The organism is Streptomyces sp. NPDC048353, from assembly GCF_055587165.1.
This window is the reverse complement of sequence record NZ_JBVJGU010000011.1, coordinates 25,485-45,537: the sequence shown is the minus strand read 5'-3', so window position 1 is coordinate 45,537 and position 20,053 is coordinate 25,485. Positions and strand designations below refer to the sequence as shown.

At 68.9% G+C, this 20,053-nt stretch carries 10 protein-coding genes; 4 read left to right on the top strand and 6 right to left on the bottom strand.

Annotation, left to right across the window (positions count from 1 at the left end; all coding sequences use genetic code 11):
• Positions 1-138 precede the first annotated feature (138 nt).
• Positions 139-1,962, top strand: a complete 1,824-nt coding sequence (locus tag ACZ6RC_RS30595) for a GmrSD restriction endonuclease domain-containing protein (protein ID WP_469589362.1) — start codon at positions 139-141, stop codon at positions 1,960-1,962.
• Positions 1,959-3,005, top strand: coding sequence for a CBS domain-containing protein (locus ACZ6RC_RS30590; RefSeq protein ID WP_469589359.1), 1,047 nt, complete (start codon positions 1,959-1,961; stop codon positions 3,003-3,005). The genes ACZ6RC_RS30595 and ACZ6RC_RS30590 overlap by 4 nt, the downstream gene beginning before the upstream one ends.
• A 9-nt stretch (positions 3,006-3,014) precedes the next feature.
• Here the strand turns inward: ACZ6RC_RS30590 and pglZ are convergent, their stop codons facing one another.
• From pglZ to ACZ6RC_RS30570, 4 genes are all read right to left on the bottom strand, one after another.
• Complete coding sequence (gene pglZ, locus ACZ6RC_RS30585) at positions 3,015-5,909, bottom strand: BREX-2 system phosphatase PglZ (RefSeq protein ID WP_469589356.1); 2,895 nt, start codon at positions 5,907-5,909, stop codon at positions 3,015-3,017.
• Positions 5,906-9,802: a BREX-2 system ATPase PglY gene (gene pglY / locus ACZ6RC_RS30580; protein WP_469589353.1), complete on the bottom strand. Its 3,897-nt coding sequence runs from the start codon at positions 9,800-9,802 to the stop codon at positions 5,906-5,908. The genes pglZ and pglY overlap by 4 nt, the downstream gene beginning before the upstream one ends.
• Positions 9,803-9,982: 180 nt before the next feature.
• On the bottom strand, positions 9,983-10,225 hold the full coding sequence (locus ACZ6RC_RS30575; RefSeq protein ID WP_469589350.1) for a hypothetical protein: 243 nt from the start codon (positions 10,223-10,225) through the stop codon (positions 9,983-9,985).
• A complete protein-coding gene (locus ACZ6RC_RS30570; RefSeq protein WP_384907509.1) occupies positions 10,222-10,452 on the bottom strand; it encodes a hypothetical protein in 231 nt (76 codons plus the stop codon). Before ACZ6RC_RS30570 ends, ACZ6RC_RS30575 begins: the two co-directional genes overlap by 4 nt.
• Before the next feature lie 187 nt (positions 10,453-10,639).
• Between ACZ6RC_RS30570 and ACZ6RC_RS30565 the strand changes: the two genes are divergently transcribed.
• Positions 10,640-11,482: a helix-turn-helix domain-containing protein gene (locus ACZ6RC_RS30565; RefSeq protein ID WP_469589607.1), complete on the top strand. Its 843-nt coding sequence runs from the start codon at positions 10,640-10,642 to the stop codon at positions 11,480-11,482.
• Positions 11,464-11,673 (top strand): DUF397 domain-containing protein, encoded by a 210-nt coding sequence (locus tag ACZ6RC_RS30560; protein ID WP_469589347.1) that lies wholly within the window; start codon positions 11,464-11,466, stop codon positions 11,671-11,673. Before ACZ6RC_RS30565 ends, ACZ6RC_RS30560 begins: the two co-directional genes overlap by 19 nt.
• Before the next feature lie 70 nt (positions 11,674-11,743).
• Here ACZ6RC_RS30560 and pglX read toward each other — a convergent pair whose 3' ends face one another.
• Both pglX and pglW read right to left on the bottom strand, forming a co-directional pair.
• Positions 11,744-15,340 (bottom strand): BREX-2 system adenine-specific DNA-methyltransferase PglX, encoded by a 3,597-nt coding sequence (gene pglX, locus ACZ6RC_RS30555; protein WP_469589345.1) that lies wholly within the window; start codon positions 15,338-15,340, stop codon positions 11,744-11,746.
• Positions 15,337-19,980 carry a BREX system serine/threonine kinase PglW gene (gene pglW / locus ACZ6RC_RS30550; RefSeq protein ID WP_469589342.1) on the bottom strand — a complete coding sequence of 1,548 codons (4,644 nt, stop codon included), beginning with the start codon at positions 19,978-19,980 and terminating at the stop codon, positions 15,337-15,339. Before pglW ends, pglX begins: the two co-directional genes overlap by 4 nt.
• Between the last annotated feature and the right edge of the window lie 73 nt (positions 19,981-20,053).

The window sequence follows — 20,053 nt, the reverse complement described above, 5'->3', positions numbered from 1 at the left end:
CCCATTCCAGTGGTGCCGGGCAGTTGGCCGAAGACGACTACTGGTGCGGCCGATCTCGTTGACCTCCGCGTCACGTGATTGGTCTAATCGCCGCTCGCGTGAAGAACGCGCAGCACTGCGAGGGTGGGGAACAAGCACGTGGCAGGACTCGACAATGTGAAACTCAAGACGCTCCTGGCAGATGTGGCGTCAGGCTCTCTTCAACTGCCCGACTTCCAACGGGACTGGAAGTGGGACGACGATCGAATTCGCGCCATTGTCGCGACGGTGACGCTCGACTACCCCCTGGGCGTGGTGATGACGCTGGAGACAGGGGGCGACTCACCCTTCCGCGCCCGTGCCCTCACCGGCGCGAAGGTGACCGAGGACGTGGCGCCCAGTCTGCTGCTCCTCGATGGACAGCAGCGTCTCACCTCGCTGTACCAAGCTCTGTTCCAGGACAGTCCCGTCGAGACCACAGATGCGCGTGGCAACTCTGTCAGGCGCTGGTACTACGTGGACATCAAGAACGCCATCGGCTCGCCCGCCGACCGCGACGAGGCCATCGTGTCGGTACCCGAGGACAAGGTTCAGCGGTCCAATTTCGCCCGGAACGTCGTTCATGACCTGACCACCGCCGAAGGCGAGTGTGCTGCAGGACTCTTCCCCCTCAGCATCGTCTTCGACACCGCGAAGGTGAATGCCTGGCGACGAGCGTACGAGAAGATGGACGACGGTCACTTCGACCGGTGGAGCCGGTTCGAGGAGCAGGTTCTCGAACCCGTGCGCTCCTTTCAGGTGCCCATGATCAAACTGGCCGCCTCCACTTCCATGGACGCCGTGTGTGCCGTCTTCGAGCGAGTGAACACAGGGGGTGTGCCCCTCAACGTCTTCGAGCTCCTGACAGCGACCTACGCCGGTGACCGGGCCTACCGCGAGCGGACCGGCGACTACTACCAGCTGCCGCAGGTCTGGCGGGCGATCAAGGAGGATCTGGCCGGCCGCCACCCCGTGTTCGGACGGCTAGAGGCGGGCATCGACGACGGACTGAGCAGCAGCGATTTCCTGCAGGCCGTGGCGCTGGTGCGCACGTGGTCCCGGAAGCAGGAGGGGCAGGGCACCGGCGTCTCCTGCAAACGCCGTGACCTCCTTGAGCTCCCCCTGGCGGACTTCGAGTCGCTCGCGCCGCGGCTCGCCAAGGCGTTCGCATGGGTGGGCGCCTTTCTCGAGAGGCAGTGCATCGTGCGCGCTGCCGAGCTGCCCTACCGCACCCAGCTGGTGCCGCTCGCCGCGGTCAGGGCCATCCTCGAGGAGGCGACCGACACGCTCGGCGCGGAAGACATGATCACTCAGTGGTACTGGTGCGGCGTGCTCGGTGAGATGTACGGCGGCTCCACCGAGACCCGCTTCACGCGGGACGTCGAACAGCTGGTGGCATGGGTCCGGCGTGAGGGACCCGCCCCGGAGACCGTCACCGACGCCTACTTCTTCCCGGAGCGGCTGGACACGCTCACCACGCGGAACAGTGCTGCCTACAAGGGAATCTATGCGCTGCTCATCAAACAGGGGGCTGTGGACTGGCACTACACGGAGACGCCGCTGAAGCCCAGCCTGATGGACGAGTACGGCGTAGACGTCCGGCACATCTTCCCCCGAGCCTGGGTGCGCCGGCAGTACGACGGAGCCAAGACTTCCCCAGCCAACTCCATCGTCAACAAGACACCGCTATCTCTGCGCGCGGCCCAGGCCCTCAACGGCGCACCCGGTACCTATCTCGACTCACTCGCCGCTGCCTCCGACATGCGTCGTGAGTGGTTCGACGACGTTATCGCGACGCACCTGATCGATCCGTACTTGCTGAGGACGAGCGATTACGAGGCGTTCTACGCGGCACGCGCCAAGCAGCTCGAGGACATGGTGTACGCAGCCATGGGCAAGCGGACGATCCTGCGTGACATGACCGACGGCAAGGCGGTCAAGTGAGCCAGAAGCCGAGCACCGAAGACCTTCTCGCGCTCAAGGGCACAGAGATCCCCCTCCGGGAACTGCTGGACCTGTTCGACGTGCGGGTGCGCCGGCCGTGGAACGTGCACGACATCGCGCAAGCACTGACCGACGCAGGGCTCGCCACTCTGCCGGACTTCGCCAACTGCGCTCCGGGCGAGCGGGTTCAGATCGTCGCCTTCGCCACTGCCGCGCAGGTCACGCCCGAGCCGGACGACGCGGACGATGCAGAGAGGGATCCGCTTCCGTCGGCCGCGCTACCGCAGCGGCTCCGGATCGGTGACCTGCCCTCCGCCCGTGGCGGGGTGCGATGCGTGTCCATCACTTCGGAGCTTTCTCAAGCGACGTACCTGATGCGCCAACGCGGGTACGCGCAGATCCCCGTCACGACGGGCATGACGACCCTGCACGGAGTGATCACCTGGCGTTCCCTGGCCCTCATGTACGAGGTGGGTAAGGAGAGCAGCCTGGAGAACGCCATGCAGCAGGAGTCACTGCCGGTGGCCGACGCGCGGCAGGAGTTCTTCGCGTGCCTGCCCATGCTCTCCGAGCACGGCTACCTTCTGGTCCGAGGCGAGGACGGAAGTCTGTCCGGCATCGTGACCCAGGCCCATGTGGTCCACCGCTTCGAGAGCGCTGCCCGCCCCTTCTTCCTGCTCGGCGAGATCGAATCGCTCCTGCGCCGGTGGCTGGGAGCCAAGCTCAACGAAGAAGCGATCAGGGCGGTTCAGACGAACAAGAAGGCCGAGCACCGCTCCGGGAGGGTCGAGGATCTGACGTTCGGCGACTACGTCTATCTCCTCAACGGGGAGCAGAAGAAGCAGGCTATGGCACAACAGGCGGACCTCAACTGGGCCGCGCTCCAATGCGAATCCCTGGACCGCGGCCAGTTCGTCCGTCATCTGCAGCGTGTGAAGGACGTTCGGAACCGCATCGCTCATTTTGATGCGGAGCCTTTGCCTCTCACGTCGATGCGGGAGCTGACGGCCTTCACGACCCTGCTGCGGGACTACGTCGGCTGACCCACCGCTTCACACCCCGAACTGCAGCTGCAGCAGACTTCTGTCGAGACGGAGCGTCCGTCCGTCCGGCAGGGTCTGCAGGACCTGAACTCCGTCGTAGTTGAGGACCTGCCGCAGCACCGCGGCGAAGCCGTCCGCGCGGGTGGCCGGGTAGTCGACGCGCTGTGCCACAGCCGTCACGGGCAGGGTGCCTCCGGCCTCCAGGAGTGCCCGGATCGCCTTCTCCAACTTGTCCAGGGGCGGCCTGCGGGCCAGTAGCCCGACCTGGTCCTGGAACGCCTCGGACGCGAGCAGTGCCGTGATCAGCGCATCGTCCGGCGCGACCAGAACGGGTGTGACCAGGCTGCCCTCGTGTTCGGCCGCCGGGACCAGAGCGACGTCGAAGAGGGAGTCGTGTGTCTGGGCCAGTTCGGCCTGCGCCTTCGTCGGCTTGTGCCGGTTCTGCTTCTCCGGACGGGCAGCAGCCGACGCCGAGACCGGAACTGCGTCCTGGAGGGGCGTGTGCCCGTCGAGCAACCACCATGCCGGACGCTGATCACCCAGCTCTCGCCAACCGCCGGGCGGAGTGGCGCCGAAGGGCAGGAAAGCGAGTACGGGGATGGTGAACTCACGCAGGGCCGCGCCGCCGTGGTAGCCGGCCTTGAGCGAGGTATAGCGGGAGTCGGCGTCCCAGAGGGCGACGATCGAGCCGCCCGGCTCGGGCCAGACCACGCGGGGGCCCGACAGGGCGACCTCCGTGGCTTCCAGGGGGCCGCCGGGGGAGCGGTGGCGGGCGGATTCCGGGGCGCCGGCATCCACCTTGACCCCGCGCCGGTCCACGACGTGGCCATGGTCGCTGGTGAGGATCACCGCCATGCCCTGAGCCGCTGCGACCCGCAGCAGATCGCGCAGCCGCCCTATCTCGTCGAGGTGCCAGGCCCCGTCACCGAGCTTCTGCTCCTTCGCGAGCCGGTCGTCGATGGTGTTCAGTACGACCGCGACGTGCGTGCGCCCGTCAGCGAGGGCCTCCGTGAGTGCCGGACCGAACGTGTCCCCTGAGCCGTCGGCGCGCAGATCGTCCTTGTGGAAGACCGCGGCCGGCTCCCCGCCCCAGAAGGCGTGGGCGGGGAACAGCTTCTTCTCCTCCGCCTGTGTGCCCTTCAGCAGTCGGCCCGCGAACAGGGACGTCCGGCAGACGGCCGTCAGCGTGGGCAGAGCCGCGGCCATCGCGCGACGGCGGGGTGCACCTTCGTCCATTGGATCGAACTCGGCCCACGAGGCCCGCAGTTCCTCTCCAAGCTCACTGGCGATCGCGGCGCTCATCCCGTCCAGGACCAGCAGGAGCACGCGGCGGTCGGCCCCGCCCCGTACGACCGGCTTCACCACGCGGTCGAGGAAGGTCTCCACGGTCAGCATCGTGCCGGGTCGGGTACCGGAAGCGGTCCAGCCGGCCAACGCGCGGGCGAAGTCGCCGTCAATCTCGTGGCGCTTACGGCGCACCTGACGGCCGAGCGTGTCGTACGCCGACTTCAGGACGGGGTCCGGGTCGCCGCCCGCTTCGATGTGCTCGAGCGCCCGGTCCACCCACCCGGTTTCGGTGATGTGGCGTTGCAGGGCATCGGCCACCGTGTCCGAGGTGACGACCGGGTCACCGGCCAGCCACTGGGCCAGCCGCCGACCCATCCGGGCCCGTTCCACCCGGGCCCGTGCCTCCGGTCCGTCGGCCTGCCTGTGCTCGCCCAGGGTGCGTACGGCGTCCGCGACGGCGTGGGGCTCCCCGGCGGCCAGAGCCCGGCCCACTGCTGCGAAACGTGCTTCGAGGCCCGCGGCCAGCAGCGCGCTGGCCTTGGCGGCATCCTCGGCGCCGAACTGGCGGACCAGCGCGGAGGCCCGGTCCAGGACGGTGTCACTGAGTCGGCGGGCCTCGCGCACCGCCTCTGCATCGCCGCCGGCGCGGGACGCGGAGGTCAGCAGCGCGGCCACGTACTCCTCGGAGGCGATCCCGAACCGGGACACGACGAGGTCGAGCTCCTCACCCTTGGCAAGGGGCTGCTCGCCCAACCACCGTTCGGCTCGCCCGCGAGCCCGGTAGACGGCGGCGTCCGGCTCACAGTGGACCCACAGCGCGGCGCAGACGAGCCCGAAGGCCACCGCGTCGTGGCCGTGTTCGGCCTCGACCAGCGCGAGGAGTGCCCGTCCGGCGTGACCCGCCTGGTCCTCCTCGCCGAGGAACGCGGACAGCCCCTCCCGCTCCGGACGGCGGAGCTTCAGCAGGAGGTCGGGCCCGCCGGCGGTCAGGGACCAGCCGAACAGCGTCTGCGGGTCCAGGGTGTCGCCGGCCGGGGCCCGGCCCGAGGGCTCCACCTCGCTGTCGTAGCGGCCCAGCCGCAACCGGCGCAGGGCCAGGGAGGTGAGGGCGGTGCGCCGGGAGAGTATGCCGCCGGCGACGGGAGGCCAGCCGCCCTTCGGCGGGGTGGCGTCCAACAGTGCCTCAGCGGCCCAGTTGGAATCCTTGAGCCGGGGATCGACCTGCTGGGCGCGGAACGCGTCGCGGACCACGTCCCAGCTGTCGACGGTGTCGACGCGCTTCTTGTGTGCGCGCGCCAGGATGGCGGGATCCAGCTCGTTCTGCTCGCGGTCGGTCAGGACGACGAGTACGGCCGGTCCGGGCACCGTGCCTCCGAGATGGTCCAGCAGCAGCTCGTGCACGGCCAGTGGCGACGGCGCGGCTGCGATGCGAGCCGTCAGCCCGTCCCCCCAGGAAGGCTCTGCCGGACCCTCCCACGTCGGCGCCGAGCGCAACAGCACGGCACGGCGCCGGCCGCTGCCGCTCAGGGACGCGGTGAGGGAGCTCTGGGACGACAGGTACTGGGTGACGGTCGCGAGGTTCAGGCGCACGGCGACGGTGGGGGAGGCGACGCTCATCGGCCGACCACCCGCCACGTGATCTCCACGGTGATGCCGGGCTCGGCAGCGGCCAGCTCGGCCAGCTCCGCCTGGAGCTCGGCCACCGCGTGCGAGGCCGTCGTCGTACGCGCCCCGCTCGTGCGGTGCTTCCGGGCAGGGGTGGACGGCTCTGTCGGAGACCCCTCGTAGGGAATCCGCGGATCGCTGGTCTTCGTGTCCAGCGGAACATCGGCCGGGCCCTGGGGGCCGGGGCTGGGGGCCACCGGCGGCGGAGAGACCGCACGGTTCCGCTTGAGCAGAGCCAGCACCTCGCGCTGGGTGCGGACGAGGGCTTCCTCCAGCTTGTCCGTCCGCTGCTGGTCGCTGCGGGCGACATTGCGCAGGGAGTCGAGGAGCGCCTCGCCCTCGGGGCCTTCGGCCGAGGCCAGCTCCAGAGTGCTCCAGGAGGTCGCGGCGAGCGCTTCGGCCACCTTCCGGGCCTGCTTGACCGAGGTCCCGTACTGTTCGGCGGTCATCGCGCCGAGGTCGAAACGGGCGAGGGCCTCCACCGTCTTCTTCGCTCCGGCCGCTCCCTGGCCGGCCGTGCCGGTCAGGGCCTTGAGCAGCTCCACGGCTCGCCGGGCGAGTGCGAGGCGCCCGGTCTCGGCCGTCTGGTCGAGGTGCAGGAAACCGGCGTGCTCGTCCAGCCGCTCCGCCAGCTCGGCGGCGGCCTCCTGAACTCCGCGGGCCTGCTCGGTGATCTGCCGGGCGAACTGGTTGACGATGCGTCCGCGCAGCAGGGTGGGCGCCGGCTGCCCGAAGACGGCCGCGAAGCGCTGCCTGGCGGACTCCCAGTCCTCGGGGGAGGGCAGCGGCTGGCTGCGCAGGGCGTCGCGGTCCTTGATCTGCGCCAGCTCCGGAGCCGGGTCGAGCGGCATGCCTTCGCGCACCCAGACCCGGTCGTCCATCTCGGCGAAGGCCGCCACGACGAGCCGCCCGAGGAAGTCCGGCAGCCCGCGCGGTGCCGGCTTGTCGGTCCAGTCGGTGAGCGTGATCAGGGTGAGGTCGCCGGTGGCGCCGTTCTCGCGGGCGAGCTGGCGGAAGTGGTCGGCCCAGTACGGGGACAGCTCGAAGTACGCCTCCTTCTGCTGCCCGAGGCGCAGCGGCCCCGCGATCCGCTTCATCAGCGCCCGGTCGCCGGCCGGAACCTCGGCGCGGCCGTCGCGTGCCTCGGCCGCGGCACGGACGTGCGTGAAGACCTTCTTGGCGTCGGCGGCCTTGACGACCGTGCCTGTCTGGTCGGGGTCGAAGTCCGGGTGGTCCGGGAACTGCGTCGCCAGCAGCTTGCCCGCGATGTGCCGGATGCCGTCGCGCAGCGACTGGCCGAAGGAGAGGGTGAGCCCGTCGACCTCGCGCAGCGATTCCAGGTGGTCGCCGAAGCCCAGCTCCACGTCCGTGGGCTTCTTCTCGGCGAGTCCGTACGCCTGCTTGAAGGCCGCCTTGACGGTCTTGAGCAGGGACTCGCGCTGGGTCTCCAGGAGCCCCTTGGCCCGGGCGCGGTTGTCGGCGTTCAGGTGGCCGGCGTACTGGCTGTCGAAGCGCTGGTCGTCGGCGAGGGCCTTGTCGATGACGACGAGGCGGCAGAAGTCCCCGTACCGCTGGCTGGAGAGGTGGGTGGGCAGCCAGGCGACGGTGCGCGACCGCTCGCCCTGCTGCTTCTCGCGCAGGCGCCGGATGCGGTTGGCGTCCTCGACGGGGCCGTACTCGCCGTCGTCGAAGGGGAGGTCGACGGCGATGCGCCAGCGGCCGTCCTCGCGGGGCATCAGGTCGTGGTCGGGCAGCTCGTCCTCGTCCGCCATGTTCCCGAAGATGACCTCGACGGAGCGGTTCGTACCGCGCCATACGAACTGCAGCTCTTCGACCAACTGACCGTGGCTGACGTCGAGTTCCTCGGCGAGCAGGCGCTTGGCGAGGGCGAGGCGGTTACCCGGGTTGTTGTTGACGTTGGCGTTGGCGATGACCGAGTCGACGTCGACGCCGGAGAGCTCCAGGCGGACGCCCGGGTTGGTGTCGGTGCCGGTCTCCTTGATCTCCGGGAAGCGGCCGGCCCAGTCGGCGACCTTGTTCTTCAGGATGCCGTACTCGCGGCCGGGGATCGGGGCGACGACCGAGCCGTAGTTGAGCGCGGACAGCCTGCGGATCGTCAGGTCGGCGAGGGCCGGCACGCTCGGCGCGAGCGCGGAGAGCAGGAGGGTGCCGATGATCCGGTTGTCACCGACGAAGGTCTTCACCCGGCCGCGCAGGGCCGCGTCGGTGATGCTGTCGGGGCGGTGGGTGTACTGCTCGATGTCCTCCTCCGACACGTTGTACGTGGCGAGGAGGAACGGGCGCAGCTTGGTCCGGTACAGCTTGTCCGCTGCCTCGAAGACGACCTTGAGGCTGTCGGTGAACGGCTTGTCGCCGCCCGCGGTGATCAGCGGATACAGGTCGCCGACCGGGATGAGGTCGCCCAGGCGCAGCTCGTGGCGGTGGTCGGCGAGGAGCTGGCCCATCAGCTTCATGCCGGTGCGGTTGCGCTGGAGCGCGGAGGAGACGTGGACGAGGGTGTCCATGAAGGCGGGGGAGAAGGGGTAGGTGAGCCGGAAGCTCTCCTCGTCGGCGCCGACGCCGTCGGCCCCGCGGTCGGAACCGAGGAGGGTGTCCCACACCTCCTGGCGGACCTTACGGGTCTTCTCGAACTCGGCCGTGATGAGCGCGGCGGCCTCGTTGTTCTTGGGCTGGAGGAGGCGGGCGTGTGCCACCTGGGGGAGGTTGCGGTCCTCCAGGGTGATCTTGTCGAACCGGCCGGACGCCTGGTTGAGGGTGTCCTGGATGGAGGACTCGGCGGCCCCGGACAGCTCCTCGCCGACCAGCTCGCGCAGATCACGCTGGCGGGCGATGAAGGACACGATCGGGATGGCCCGGCGGGCGTCGGCACCCTCCACGAAGTTGGTGATCTTGCCGGCCTCGCGGCCCACGAACTTCTGGTCGTGGATGAGGGTGGCCAGCCACAGGATCAGCTCGTCGAGGAAGAGGATCAGGCCGTCGTAGCCGAGGGACTTCGCGTGCTCGGCGATGACGGACAGGCCGGCGTCGAGCGAGATGAAGCCGTGCTCGTTCTCGTGCGCGTTCTGGGTGAAGCCGGGCAGGAGGTTCGTGCTCGCGTCCTGGACCAGGCGGGCGCGCAGCTCCACGGGGGTGGAAGGGGTGACGAGGTTGAGCGCGTACCCCGACTCGTGGATCTCCTCGGCGGCGAGCGCGGTGTCGAGGAGGGCGGGGGTCCAGGCGAAGGACTCGCCCCACTCGTCGTCCTCGTCCGTCTCCCCGCCGACCGCGCCGAGGCCCTTGATGACGGCCTCGTCGCCCATGCGCTCCCGCATGGCGTGGATGTCGGCGAAGAGGGAGTCGGTGCGGTAGACCCGGGGGGTCGGCGCCTCGGGGTGGAGCTTCTTGACGTGACTCACGTACGTGCCGAGGACCCGCTGCTCCAGGGCCTTCGCGCCGAGCATGTGATACGGCACGAGCAGGAACTTCTTGCCGTCCGTGGTGAGCCACTCGTGCTTGGTCAGCACGGAGTCGAAGTCGGCGCGGCGGTGGGCGGCCGGGCTGCCGCTGAGCAGGGCGTGCAGCACGGCCATGAAGTGCGACTTACCGGAACCGAAGGAACCGTGGAGGTACGCGGCCTTGGAGGTGTGCCCGTCGAGGGATGCCTTGATGAGGCCGAGGGCCTCGTCGAAGTTCTCCAGCAGCCGTTCCGTGACGACGTAGTCCTTGAGCGCGAGCTCGGCACCCTCGGGGGTGGTGGCCTCGGAGAGCTGCAGGACGAAGTCGGACGTGGAGATCGACTCCTTGATGTTGATCACATCGCGGAGGAGGGGCGGCTGCTGGGCCATTGCGCGTCTCGCTCACCTTCTGACGGCCGTCGCCGTCGCTGTCCGTGCCGGTACGGGACAAGTTCCTCGGGACATTGTCCGGCATCATCGCTGGTTGCGGGCCTGATGGCCGGAAATATCCCGGGGATCAGGATGGCAGCGGGCACTGACAACGACGGGCCGCGGAGGCAGGAGGTCGGCTCACCCGCTCGGACGGGGCTTGCGGCTTCGGGCGTTCACCTCCGCGAGGCGGGCGCGGAGGGCTTCGGGTGGGCTGAGAGGCTCGGTGTCTTCCGGGTCCGCGTTCCATTCCCGGCCGCCGTCGAGGGGACGGAGCCGGAGGTACGGGCCGAGGCGGTCGGTGACGATGCCGAGGCGGTTGTGGTGGGTGTCGCGGACGATCTCGCCGAGGGCGGGGCGGCCGGCGTGAGGTTCGGCCGTCACCGGGAGGCGCCCCTCGTGATCACTTCCGCGAGGGCGTGTGCCACGGGCGCCGAGCAGAGCCCGAGATGGACGAGGGCATAGCGGGACTCGTCGGCCCAGGGCGTACGGACGTCCATGGCGGGCAACTGGATGCCGGCCCGGGTGAGAGCGGCGGCGAGGGCGTCGCGGGCGTCCAGGGCTTCCTTGATCTTGCGCTGGTTGGGGGTGGTGGGGCGGGAGGTGGGCATGGCGGACTCCTTTGGCTGGCCGTGCTCTGGTTCCCGGACCGGAGGGTGTGGGGTGGATTACGGTGCGTAGCCCGGGCACTACGAGCATGGATCCCGCCGGAGGCTGGCGACACTGTGGACGGGGTCTGGTTCCTCGGCCCACAGCGGTAGTTCCACACCTTCCACGGAGATCAGGGGAGGAGCCGTGATGCCGCCACGTCGGGTGGTGACGGGTCGGAGCCAGGAGCCGCGGCAGCGCTTCGCGGAGGAGCTGCGGCACCTGAGGGCGCGGAGCGGCGTGAGCCTGCGGCAGCTGGGGGAGCGGCTGGGGTGGGACTGGTCGCTCTTCGGGAAGATGGAGAAGGGCGAGACCCTGGGCGGGCCGGAGGTCGTACAGGCGCTGGACCAGCACTACGGGACCTCGGGGATGCTGCTCGTGTTGTGGGAGTTGGCGCGCGGGGACAAGACGCAGTTCAAGGAGCGGTACCGGCGGTACATGACGCTGGAGGCCGAGGCGGTGAGCCTGTGGCATTTTGCGGTGAGTGTGTTGCCGGGGTTGCTTCAGACGCGGGGGTACGCGACGGAGTTGCTGGCTGCGGGCGGGTTCACGGGGGATGCGCTGGCCCAGCAGGTAGAGGCGCGACTTGGGCGGCGGGAACTGCTGGAGGGGGAGGGAGCGCCGCCATTCCGGACGATCCTGTCGGAGGCGACGTTGCGTACGGCCCTTCGGGATGCGGAGGCTTGGAGGGAGCAGCTTGAGTACCTGGTTGAGGTGGCTGAGCTGCCGAACGTGACAGTTCAGGTGCTCCTGCAGAGCGCCGGGTTGCATGGTTTGTCGACGACCGACGTCTGGTTTCTGCGCCTGCCGGACGGGCGTACGGTGGCATACACCGAGCACGGCTATGGAGGCGAACTCATCGAGGAGAACGCCGCGGTGGAGCGCATGCAACGTGCGTACGATGCGACGCGTGACCTGGCGCTTTCTCCGGCCGAGTCGCGGAAATTCGTCCTGCGCATGTTGGAGGAAGTGCCGTGCGATCCATCGACCTGACCGCCGCGACCTGGCGCAAGAGCAGCTACAGCAATCAGGACGGCGGCGCGTGCGTCGAGGTCTGCGACGGCTTCGGCAGCGTCGTCCCAGTGCGGGACAGCAAGGACCCGCACAGTCCGGTGCTCGTCTTCCCGGCGGGTGGCTGGTCGGCCTTCGTCACCGCCGTCAAGGACGGCCAACTTCCTTGCTGAGGAACGACCACAAACCGGACGGCCTCCGAGAACCCTTGGGTTCGCGGAGGCCGCTGGCGTTGTCGGTGCTCTACTTCTTGGTCGTGCGTCGTCCTCGGGTGGCGGCGGCCGGGCGCCAGGCGCGCAGGTCGTCGTCGGTCAGGCCGTGCTCGCCCTGCACCATCTGCCGGTCGCCACGGAAGAACGCGGCCGGCGAAGCGCCGAAGCTCGCATCGAACTCGTCGTGCCACTGCTCAAGCCAGGGTTGGAGCTCCAGCAGCCCGGCAAGGAACGGCGTCAGTTCCTCGGAGGTGAGCGCCTCGTGGGAGGCGATGTACGCGTCGAGGGCATACGCCTGCTCCCGGTGGTCCCAGCCGGCCCAGCCGTAGAGGTCGGGCGTGGGGGTGTTGGTCTGGCCGTACGAGATGAACCGCTCCTTGGGCACGTCGAGCTTGCCGCGGGCCTTCCAGTAGGAGGGCCGCAGGAAGTCCGCCGAGGTGTACTTCGGCGGCACGGGAATCGTCTCCCGGATCTTCCGCTTGGCCGGCTCGTCCGGTGCGGCGTCCTCCTTCCGCTGCAGGTCCCAGACGTGCTCCCAGTCCTCGCGCTTCTTCAGCCCGGAGGGCTTGTACCGCAGGGCGGGCAGGAACGGCACGTGCTCGTTGGTCATCAGCTCCGCGACCACAGCGGGCAGCTCCTTGCGGGGCGCGTAGATTTTGGCGACGGAGACAAAGTCCTCGTCGCGGGAGAGGCGGTCGGTAAGCCGCGAGAGGTTGATGACGGCAGGCATTCCGTTCTCGTCGAACCAGTGATCACGGTTCTCGACCCGATCGAGCAGCCAGGACCGCAGTGCCTTCTCTTGAAGGGCGTCCCACCCCTCGGTGGCCCACCGCCGCTTGTACTCGGGCCGCTCGACCATGCCGATGGCGCGGTTCGACTCGATGATATCGATTCGCTTCTGGATGACCTCGCGGTATGCGGCTGGCCAGTGCGCGGGGATTTCGATGGTCGGGGTGAACCTGTGGTTGTGGTGACCGAACCACGAGGTGTTGACCTCGCCTCGATCCGCCTTGCGTGCTAGCACAATGGCGAATGCGCGCTCAGCGGGCGCTACCTCAGGAAGACCGCCTGCGGGCATGGAGGGGGCACCTTCAAGAAGGCCGTAAGCGGCGTAGACCTGCCAGTCGAGTTCCTCTTGAAGGGCAATCATGCGGCCCCGGGTCGATTCCCACCGATTGCGCCCTTCTCGAAGAGTGGCGACGGTGGGCACGCCAGAGGCTGCAATGGCGCTAGGGTTAATGGTATTAAGTTCCTGGCCAAGTGCTTCCAGATTCTCGATCAGAGGACTCTGGAAGTCGTGAGGGAGCGGGAATTCTTCAAGTTTCGTTCCCGTAAACTCGAATCGGTGTTCCCAGGGCTCGTCTGCCCCTGCGACATCTGCACCCGGACGTCCCTTGTCGTGGCTTACCTGCCGGAGCCAGAACCCGGCAGTAGAGCTGTTGAGTAGGCCGAGCAGTCGAAGGTAATCGACCTCAGCTGTTCCCTTCGGGAGCTTGATTACGGGAGCAGCGCGGTTGAACACACTTCCTCCGCGATCGAGAACAAAGTGATTCTGTGTCGCCACGAAGGCGAACATGATCGACAGTGGAGTTCGGTAGGCAGATGCCGTGTATTGCATGTAGTCCCACCACTGTAGTCCCGCTGCGGCCATATCTCCCTGAAATGTTCCACGCGCTTGCAGTAGGCGACGCATGGGCCACAACTCGCGGATTAGGCCAGTAGCTTCGAAGTCTGTGGCGTAGGGGAACCAGATGGCTTCTTCGGGATTGGCGCACCAGTCTCGAACTACTTCACCGGTCATAAACGGTCGCAAGCCGCGACGGTCTGCGAAGGTTTGATATGAGGCGCGGATGGGCCGGAGATAGGCGGAATCTGCTCCCACCCGGACTGCTCGCCCGATTGGCGGCTCGATAGCTGCCTTCATCCTTCGGCTACTGCCCTTGTTGAGCAGTTCAATCATTTCAAGGCCGCCATCGGTAAGAATCCATGGCTGCTTACCGAAGTGCTCCACCCTTCCGAGGTCGTCTACGGAAACCCACTGGCTGAGGGATCCTGGCTCGTCGATCTGCTTCACGATGGCGTTCCAGACAAGGCCGTTTTCGGGGTTCGCTGGTGCGGCGGGCTCGCCTTGAATGCTTCGCACTGTACGGATGGTCGCTGAGCGTCCGCTGCCGTTGCGTCGCTTGCCCACCAAGATGACTGTTGGGGTTCCGTGTCCCGGAATATAAGCGCCAGAGGTGTCAACAACTTCCGTTAGCTCAACCTCGTGTCCGAAATACGTCTCAATGAGCCGAGTGCCGAACTCGCGCTTCATGAAGGAATTCGCGGTGATCTGCCCGACCAGCCCGTATCCGTGATCCCCGGATCCCTGCGTGGCCAGTTCGAAGAACCTTTGGGAGAAAGGCACCGAAAGGGCGTAGGTCCCTGCGCAAGCGTCGTAAAGATTCCGGTAAAGTTCGTTGAGTTTTTTATCCTTAACTTGGATATACGGCGGGTTGCCGACAACCACGTGATAGCGACCTTGGCGGAGGATGTCCGGGTGCTCGTGCACGTCCTCCGTTACATACTTGAACTCAGCTAGTTCGTCGGAGCCTTCGGCCTCCGAGTCCTCGAAAAGGTTGCCTTGCTGGTGCCGGTGCTTGATTAGTGAGTCGCCGACTGCCAAGTGCACCGGCCATTCGTACTTTGCGGCCTCACCCATCGTTCGGACACCACTGGCTGCCATCCCCGCGACCAACAAACGGAACCGAGCAATAGCCACCGCGGACGGGTTAAGGTCCACGCCGTGCACCGAATCCAGCGCCGCTCGCACGCGCTCGTGCACGTCCCGTGCTGGCTGGCCCTCGGTCCACAAGCGGACCAGTCGTCGGAACGCGCCCAGGACGAAGTGGCCCGACCCGCACGTAGGGTCGATCATCTTCAGGCCCTCATAGCCGAACTCCCGCACCGCCGGGTCCATCGTCCGATCGAGGATGAACTCCTCCACGAACTCCGGGGTCTGGAGCAGCGCGTACGTCTTCCGTGCTGCCTCGCTCAGGTCCTGGTACAGGTCTCCCAAGAACCGGGTGTCCCAGCCCTCCGTGCCGTCCTCGTTCAGCTTGTCCGTGAAGTCGTGTACCAGCACGCCCGCCTCATCGCGCTCACGCCAGAACGCGATCAGTTCCCGCGCCCCGTCGTGCGACAGCGGGATCTGGAACAGCGGGTTGTGCTTGCGGTCGAACAGCAGCCGGCCCGCCTGGCCCGCGCCCAGGTCCGCGAAGGCGCGCTCCAGCCAGCCGCGGAACGTCGGGTCCGCGTCCTTCGCCACGTACTCCTCGTACCGGGCCAGAGCGAGGTCGCGACGATCCGGGTCCGGGGCCGTCAGGTAGGGCTCCGGGATCAGTTCGTTGTCCTCGCAGAAGCGGACGAAGACCGTGCCCAGGACCCAGGCCACCGCGACCTGGGTGATCCGCTCATCCAGCCAGGAGTTCCACGTCGCCGCCGTGCGGCCCAGCTTGCGGGCCTGGTCGTACTCGGCGCGCAGGCGGGTGCCCACCTCGGTGACGGCCTTGACCTGCTTGCCGAGGTCCGTCTCGACCGCTTTGACCTGCTGCTTCAGGTCGTTCAACAGGGCCTTGCGGTCGATCACTTCGTGTCTCCCTCGGTTCCGTCCGTCACTGCTGTCCTGCTCATACTCGCGTCCTTGACCCACGAGTCCGGAAGTTCGATCCACTCACCCAAGCCTGCCTGGTACGCCACCGCTACCTGGCTCAGCTTCGGCTCCCTGGACGGGTCGCCCTGCGGTACCAGCAACCACAGGCCGCGACCGCCCTGGCGGGCCGCCTCCGCCAGGCGGTCCAGGACGCCCATCGCGTCGTAGCGGGCGAAGACCGCGGCCTCCGTCAGGAGGACCGGGCCCGAGCCGGTGGCGCGGTCCAGCAGGTTGCGGATCTGTGGCTCCACCGCGCCCCACGCCGTTCGCGCGTACTCCGCGAACTTCACCGCGCCCCGCGAGCCCGCCTCCGCCACGTCCGCCTTCAGCAGCGTCTCCCACGTCGGCTTCGACCCCTCCGGAGCCAGCGCGTGCATCGCCTCCAGGAAGAGGGCCGTCACCGAGACGGCCTGGGCGGAGATGGGGGCCGAGCCCAACGCCCGTACCGCCTCCTCCGGCCGGTGGTGGTGCACGGTCAGGACGCGGTAGCCGTCGCGGCGGGCCGAGGCGGCCAGGCGTTCCTGCGCGCGGACCGCACCCGCCAGCGCGGGGTCGTCCGCGTACCGCGTCACCGCACCCACGTCCGTGGCCTGCCGCCACGCACCCGTGGTCAGGTAGCTGGACGCGCTGTCCATCCGCGTGGGCAGGTAGCGCAGGGTCTTGGTGTCCTCGCGCGTGGACAGGGTCAGGTCGAAGCCCGCGTCCCGCAGGGCCTTCGTCAGCGGGCCGGCCGTCGGGAGGTCGTGGGAGAAGCCGCCACGAGAGTCAGGAAGGACCAGCTCGGGGAAGCGGGCCCGGACGCGCTCGTGGACGTCCTCGCCCGTTACGCCCGGCTGGCGGGCCTCCGGTACGCCGGGGATGAGTCGGACCAGACCGGCCTGGGTAAGCCGCAGGGCGCGTACGAGCGACAGGTCGCGCCGGTAGATCTCCAGGCGGGGCGTCGCCGCCGCGTTGAGGGAAGCGGCGGCTGCCAGCTCCACCAGGCGGCGTTCGTCCCACTCCACCGAGCCGGGCGGCGGGGTGAGGGAGCCGAGTTCGGTCAGTACCGTGGTCGCCGTCGGCAGGGTTTCGAGTTTGGCCAGGCGGTCGGCCGTCTTCCCCAGACGGGTCGCGTAGTCGAGCAGGCCCGGCGCCGTCGGGGTGTCCGGGGCGTCGTCCTCGCGGACGTCGAGGGCGAGCAGGCCCGCGCCCAGGGCCTCCTCGGTGGCCTTACGGTTGGGCTGGTGCTGGAACTCGGCTTCCTCGGGCTCCAGTTGCTCCACCTCCACCACGGCCCGTACGGCGGCCAGCGCCAGCGCGCGCCGCTGCTCGCGCTCGGACAGCTGCGTACCGCGCCGCACGGCGAGGGCGTCGGCGATCTCGGCGGCGGAGGCGACCCGTCCCAGGTCGGAGAGGAGATCCATGATCTCGGCCCGGAGCGCCTGCACCGCCGGGTGCTTCTTCCAGCGCTTGCGCTCCTCCTTCAGGAGCTGCGGGATCCGGCCGGCCGACAGGCCGAGCGCGTCCGCGACGTCCTTCTGCTTGGGCCAGACCCCGATGTCCGGGAGTTCGCCCTGCGCGTCGGGAAGACGCAGGAGCAGGCGTACCGTCTCGACCTTGTTGTGGTTCGAGCGGTTGTTGTTGAGCTCCGGTACGAAGATCGTGGCCAGCGTGTCCAGGCTGACCGCGCGCAGCGCGGAGCCGGTGAGGCCCCCGGCGGAGTCTCTGCTGGCCAGGGTACCGAGCAGCGCCGACTCGGTGGCGGACAGCTGGGCCAGTTCCTCCTTGGCCTCGGCCCGGCCCCTCGGGGTGAGCGGCGAGATCGGGGTCTCGCGTAGCCGGTCGCCCCACTCGCGCTGGCGACGCTGGACCTCGCTGCGGGTCTTCGCGCCGAGGCCGGGTGCGTTGAGGAGCTTGCGGCGGCTGTAGTCGAGGAGCTCCCCGACCGTCGTGACGCCCAGCCCGTACAGGAACGCCTCGGCGGCAGGGGTGAGGCCGGCGGCCGACAGGTGGGTGTCGCGGGTGACCTCCGCCGCGAGCTGCTCGCGCTGCTGCTCCGCGGTGAGCGGTTCGGCGTCCGCGATGGTGGCCTGGCCGGCCTCGACGGACGGAGTCTCGGAGGGCTCCGGGTGCCGGGAGCGGTGGCTGGACGGGACGGTCTGCGTGGCGTCCAGGAAGATCTTCTTCCAGGCGTCCCGCATCGGCTTCAGCTCGGGGAAACGCTGGGCGGCGTCCCGGTGCAGGGCTTTTTCGAAGAAGGCGACCAGGCCGTCGCGCACCCCGGGCTCGAAGGCGTCCTTCGCGATGGTGGGGTGCGGGTGCTTCTTCGGGTCGGTCATCCGGGGCAGTACCGAGCCGTCGCCCCACTTGGGCAGCTCGCCCGAGGCCATCTGGTGCAGGGTGACCGCGACCGCGTACCGCTCGGCGTGCGAGTCGTAGGCGGTCCGGGTCAGCGTCCCTATGAACGGGTCGAGGTAGCCCTCGGTGCCGGCCTCGTAGTCCTTCGCCGGGTATCCGGCCAGAGAGAAGTCGATGAGGACGAGCTCGCGGGTGCGGTTCGGGCGGATGCGGATGGCGATGTTGTCCGGCTTGATGTCGCGGTGCCAGACGCTCTCGCCCTCCAGGAAGTCCACGGCGCCGAAGAGGTAGTCGCCGTACGCCTCCAGCTGGTCGATCTGGAGCCGGCCGCTCTCGCGCAGCTGGCGGGCGACCGTCTCCTCGCGGCGGCGGGTACGGGGGGTTCCGGATTCCTCGCCCTCGCCGGTCTCCTCCCGCTCGTCGCCCACGTACTCCAGGACGAGGACCGTGCGGTCGGCGATCTTCAGCGGCTCCGGCTCCACGAGCCGGATGACGCGGGAGTCGGCGCGCAGGCGCCCCATGACCGCGGCCTCGTGGGCGAGGATCTCGCCCCGGCTGTCGGAGAGCGCCACCTTCAGGACGGCGAGCGGGCGCGTCTTGCGCGCCACGTGGTCATGGTCGTACACGAGGTAGGCGCGGCTGGTCGAGCCGGTGCCCAGGCGGCGGCGGACCTGCCAGCGGCCGCCCAGTACGTCGCCGGCGACGGCTTCGAGCGGGTCCTTCTCGGGGGCTTCCGGTACCGGGGGCGCGGCGGGGGTCGTGAGGGAGTCCTCGACCAGTTCCAGCATCTCGAGGAACTCGTCGATGCTGGAGAGGCGCTGGCCGGGCCGGTAGGCGGTGGCCGCCTGGACCAGGTCGTCGATGTCCTCGGAGAGGCCGTCCACCAGCGAGCTGGGACGCAGGCCCTCGCCGGCTTCGAGGCGCGTGAGCAGCTCCGCCTGGCTCGCGGCCGGTGCCTTGCCCGTCACGAGGAGGTAGGTGAGGACGCCGAGGCCGTAGACGTCGAGGTGCACCGGGTCGGCGTTCAGCGCGGTCAGTTCGGGCGCAAGGTAGGGGTCGGAGCCCTCCGCCAGGTGCATCGCGGACAGCGCGGTCGGAGCGAACCGGGTCATCCCCTCCCCGGAGCCGCCCGTGCCGCTGCGCTGGGTGGCGATCTGCCAGTCGGAGATCTGCAGGTGCGGGGAGAGCCAGGCCGCGTCCTCGCCGACGGCCTGACCCTCGCGGCCCCGGTTGCGTGGCAGCACGTGGACGGAGCGGGCGGCCAGCGCCCGGTGGTGGATGCGGCTGGAGTGCGCGGACCGCATCGTCTCGGCGAGCTGCCGGACGAGCGCCATGCGGCCGAGGATGTCGAGCTTCTCGCCGTACTGGAGGAGGTATTCGTCCAGACGCAGGGTGTGCGGGTGGTAGTCGAAGATCAGGGCGGGGCCGGAGGAGTGCCCGGACGGGTCGTACTGCTTGAGCTGGACGACGCCGGGGTGCCGGAAGCGGCGCAGGACCGCGGCCTCGCGCCGGGCGGCGTTCTCCACGGACTGCCGGATCGAGGTGTCCGAACCGCGTTCGCGCAGGTAGATGCGGACGCGGGCGACCTCGGGCAGCTCGGTGTGCTCGGCGAGGTAGTCGGCCCACGTCTCGCCGGAGTCGAAGGCCTTCCGCTTCAGCTCGTACGGGCCGACCTTGTACTTGGCATCGCTGGGGCGGACGCCGACCCGCTCCAGGGCGGCCTTGATCTCGCGGGAGTCGACGGCGGTGATGCGCCGGCGCTCGTCACGCGGGGGCTGCTGCAGCATCGCGACCAGTTCGGAGACGGTGTAGACGCCGTTCTCGTCATGGGCGGGCAGTCGGATGCGCAGGCCGTCGTCCGTGAAGCAGACGGCTTCGGCGACCCAGACGCGCTTGCCGTTCTGGCCGAGCAACCCGGCGAGCTCCTTGGCCTTCTTGTTGACGAGGTGCAGCGGGTTGCCGTGCAGGACGCGACGACCGTTGGGCGCGGTCTGGACCCAGGTGCCGTTCTCGCTGGTCAGGGAGCCGTGCCAGTTCTTCAGCTCGATCATGCAGACGCCGCCGGGGGCGATGACGAGGAGATCGATCTCGCGGACGTGCCCGGTGTTCGCGGTGAAGGTGAAGTTCGACCAGGCCCGCCACGGATCGGAGTCCGGCAGCTTCTCGCGGATGGTTTCCAGGCCGCGGTGCTCGTGCTCGTACTCGGACTCGGTGACCGTGGTCCACCGGCCTTCCCGCATGTGCCGCCCCCGCTTCGTCGCTGCGTGCTGAAGAGCTGATTGGCTCGGCCATCCGGCGGTAGACAAAGCTCTC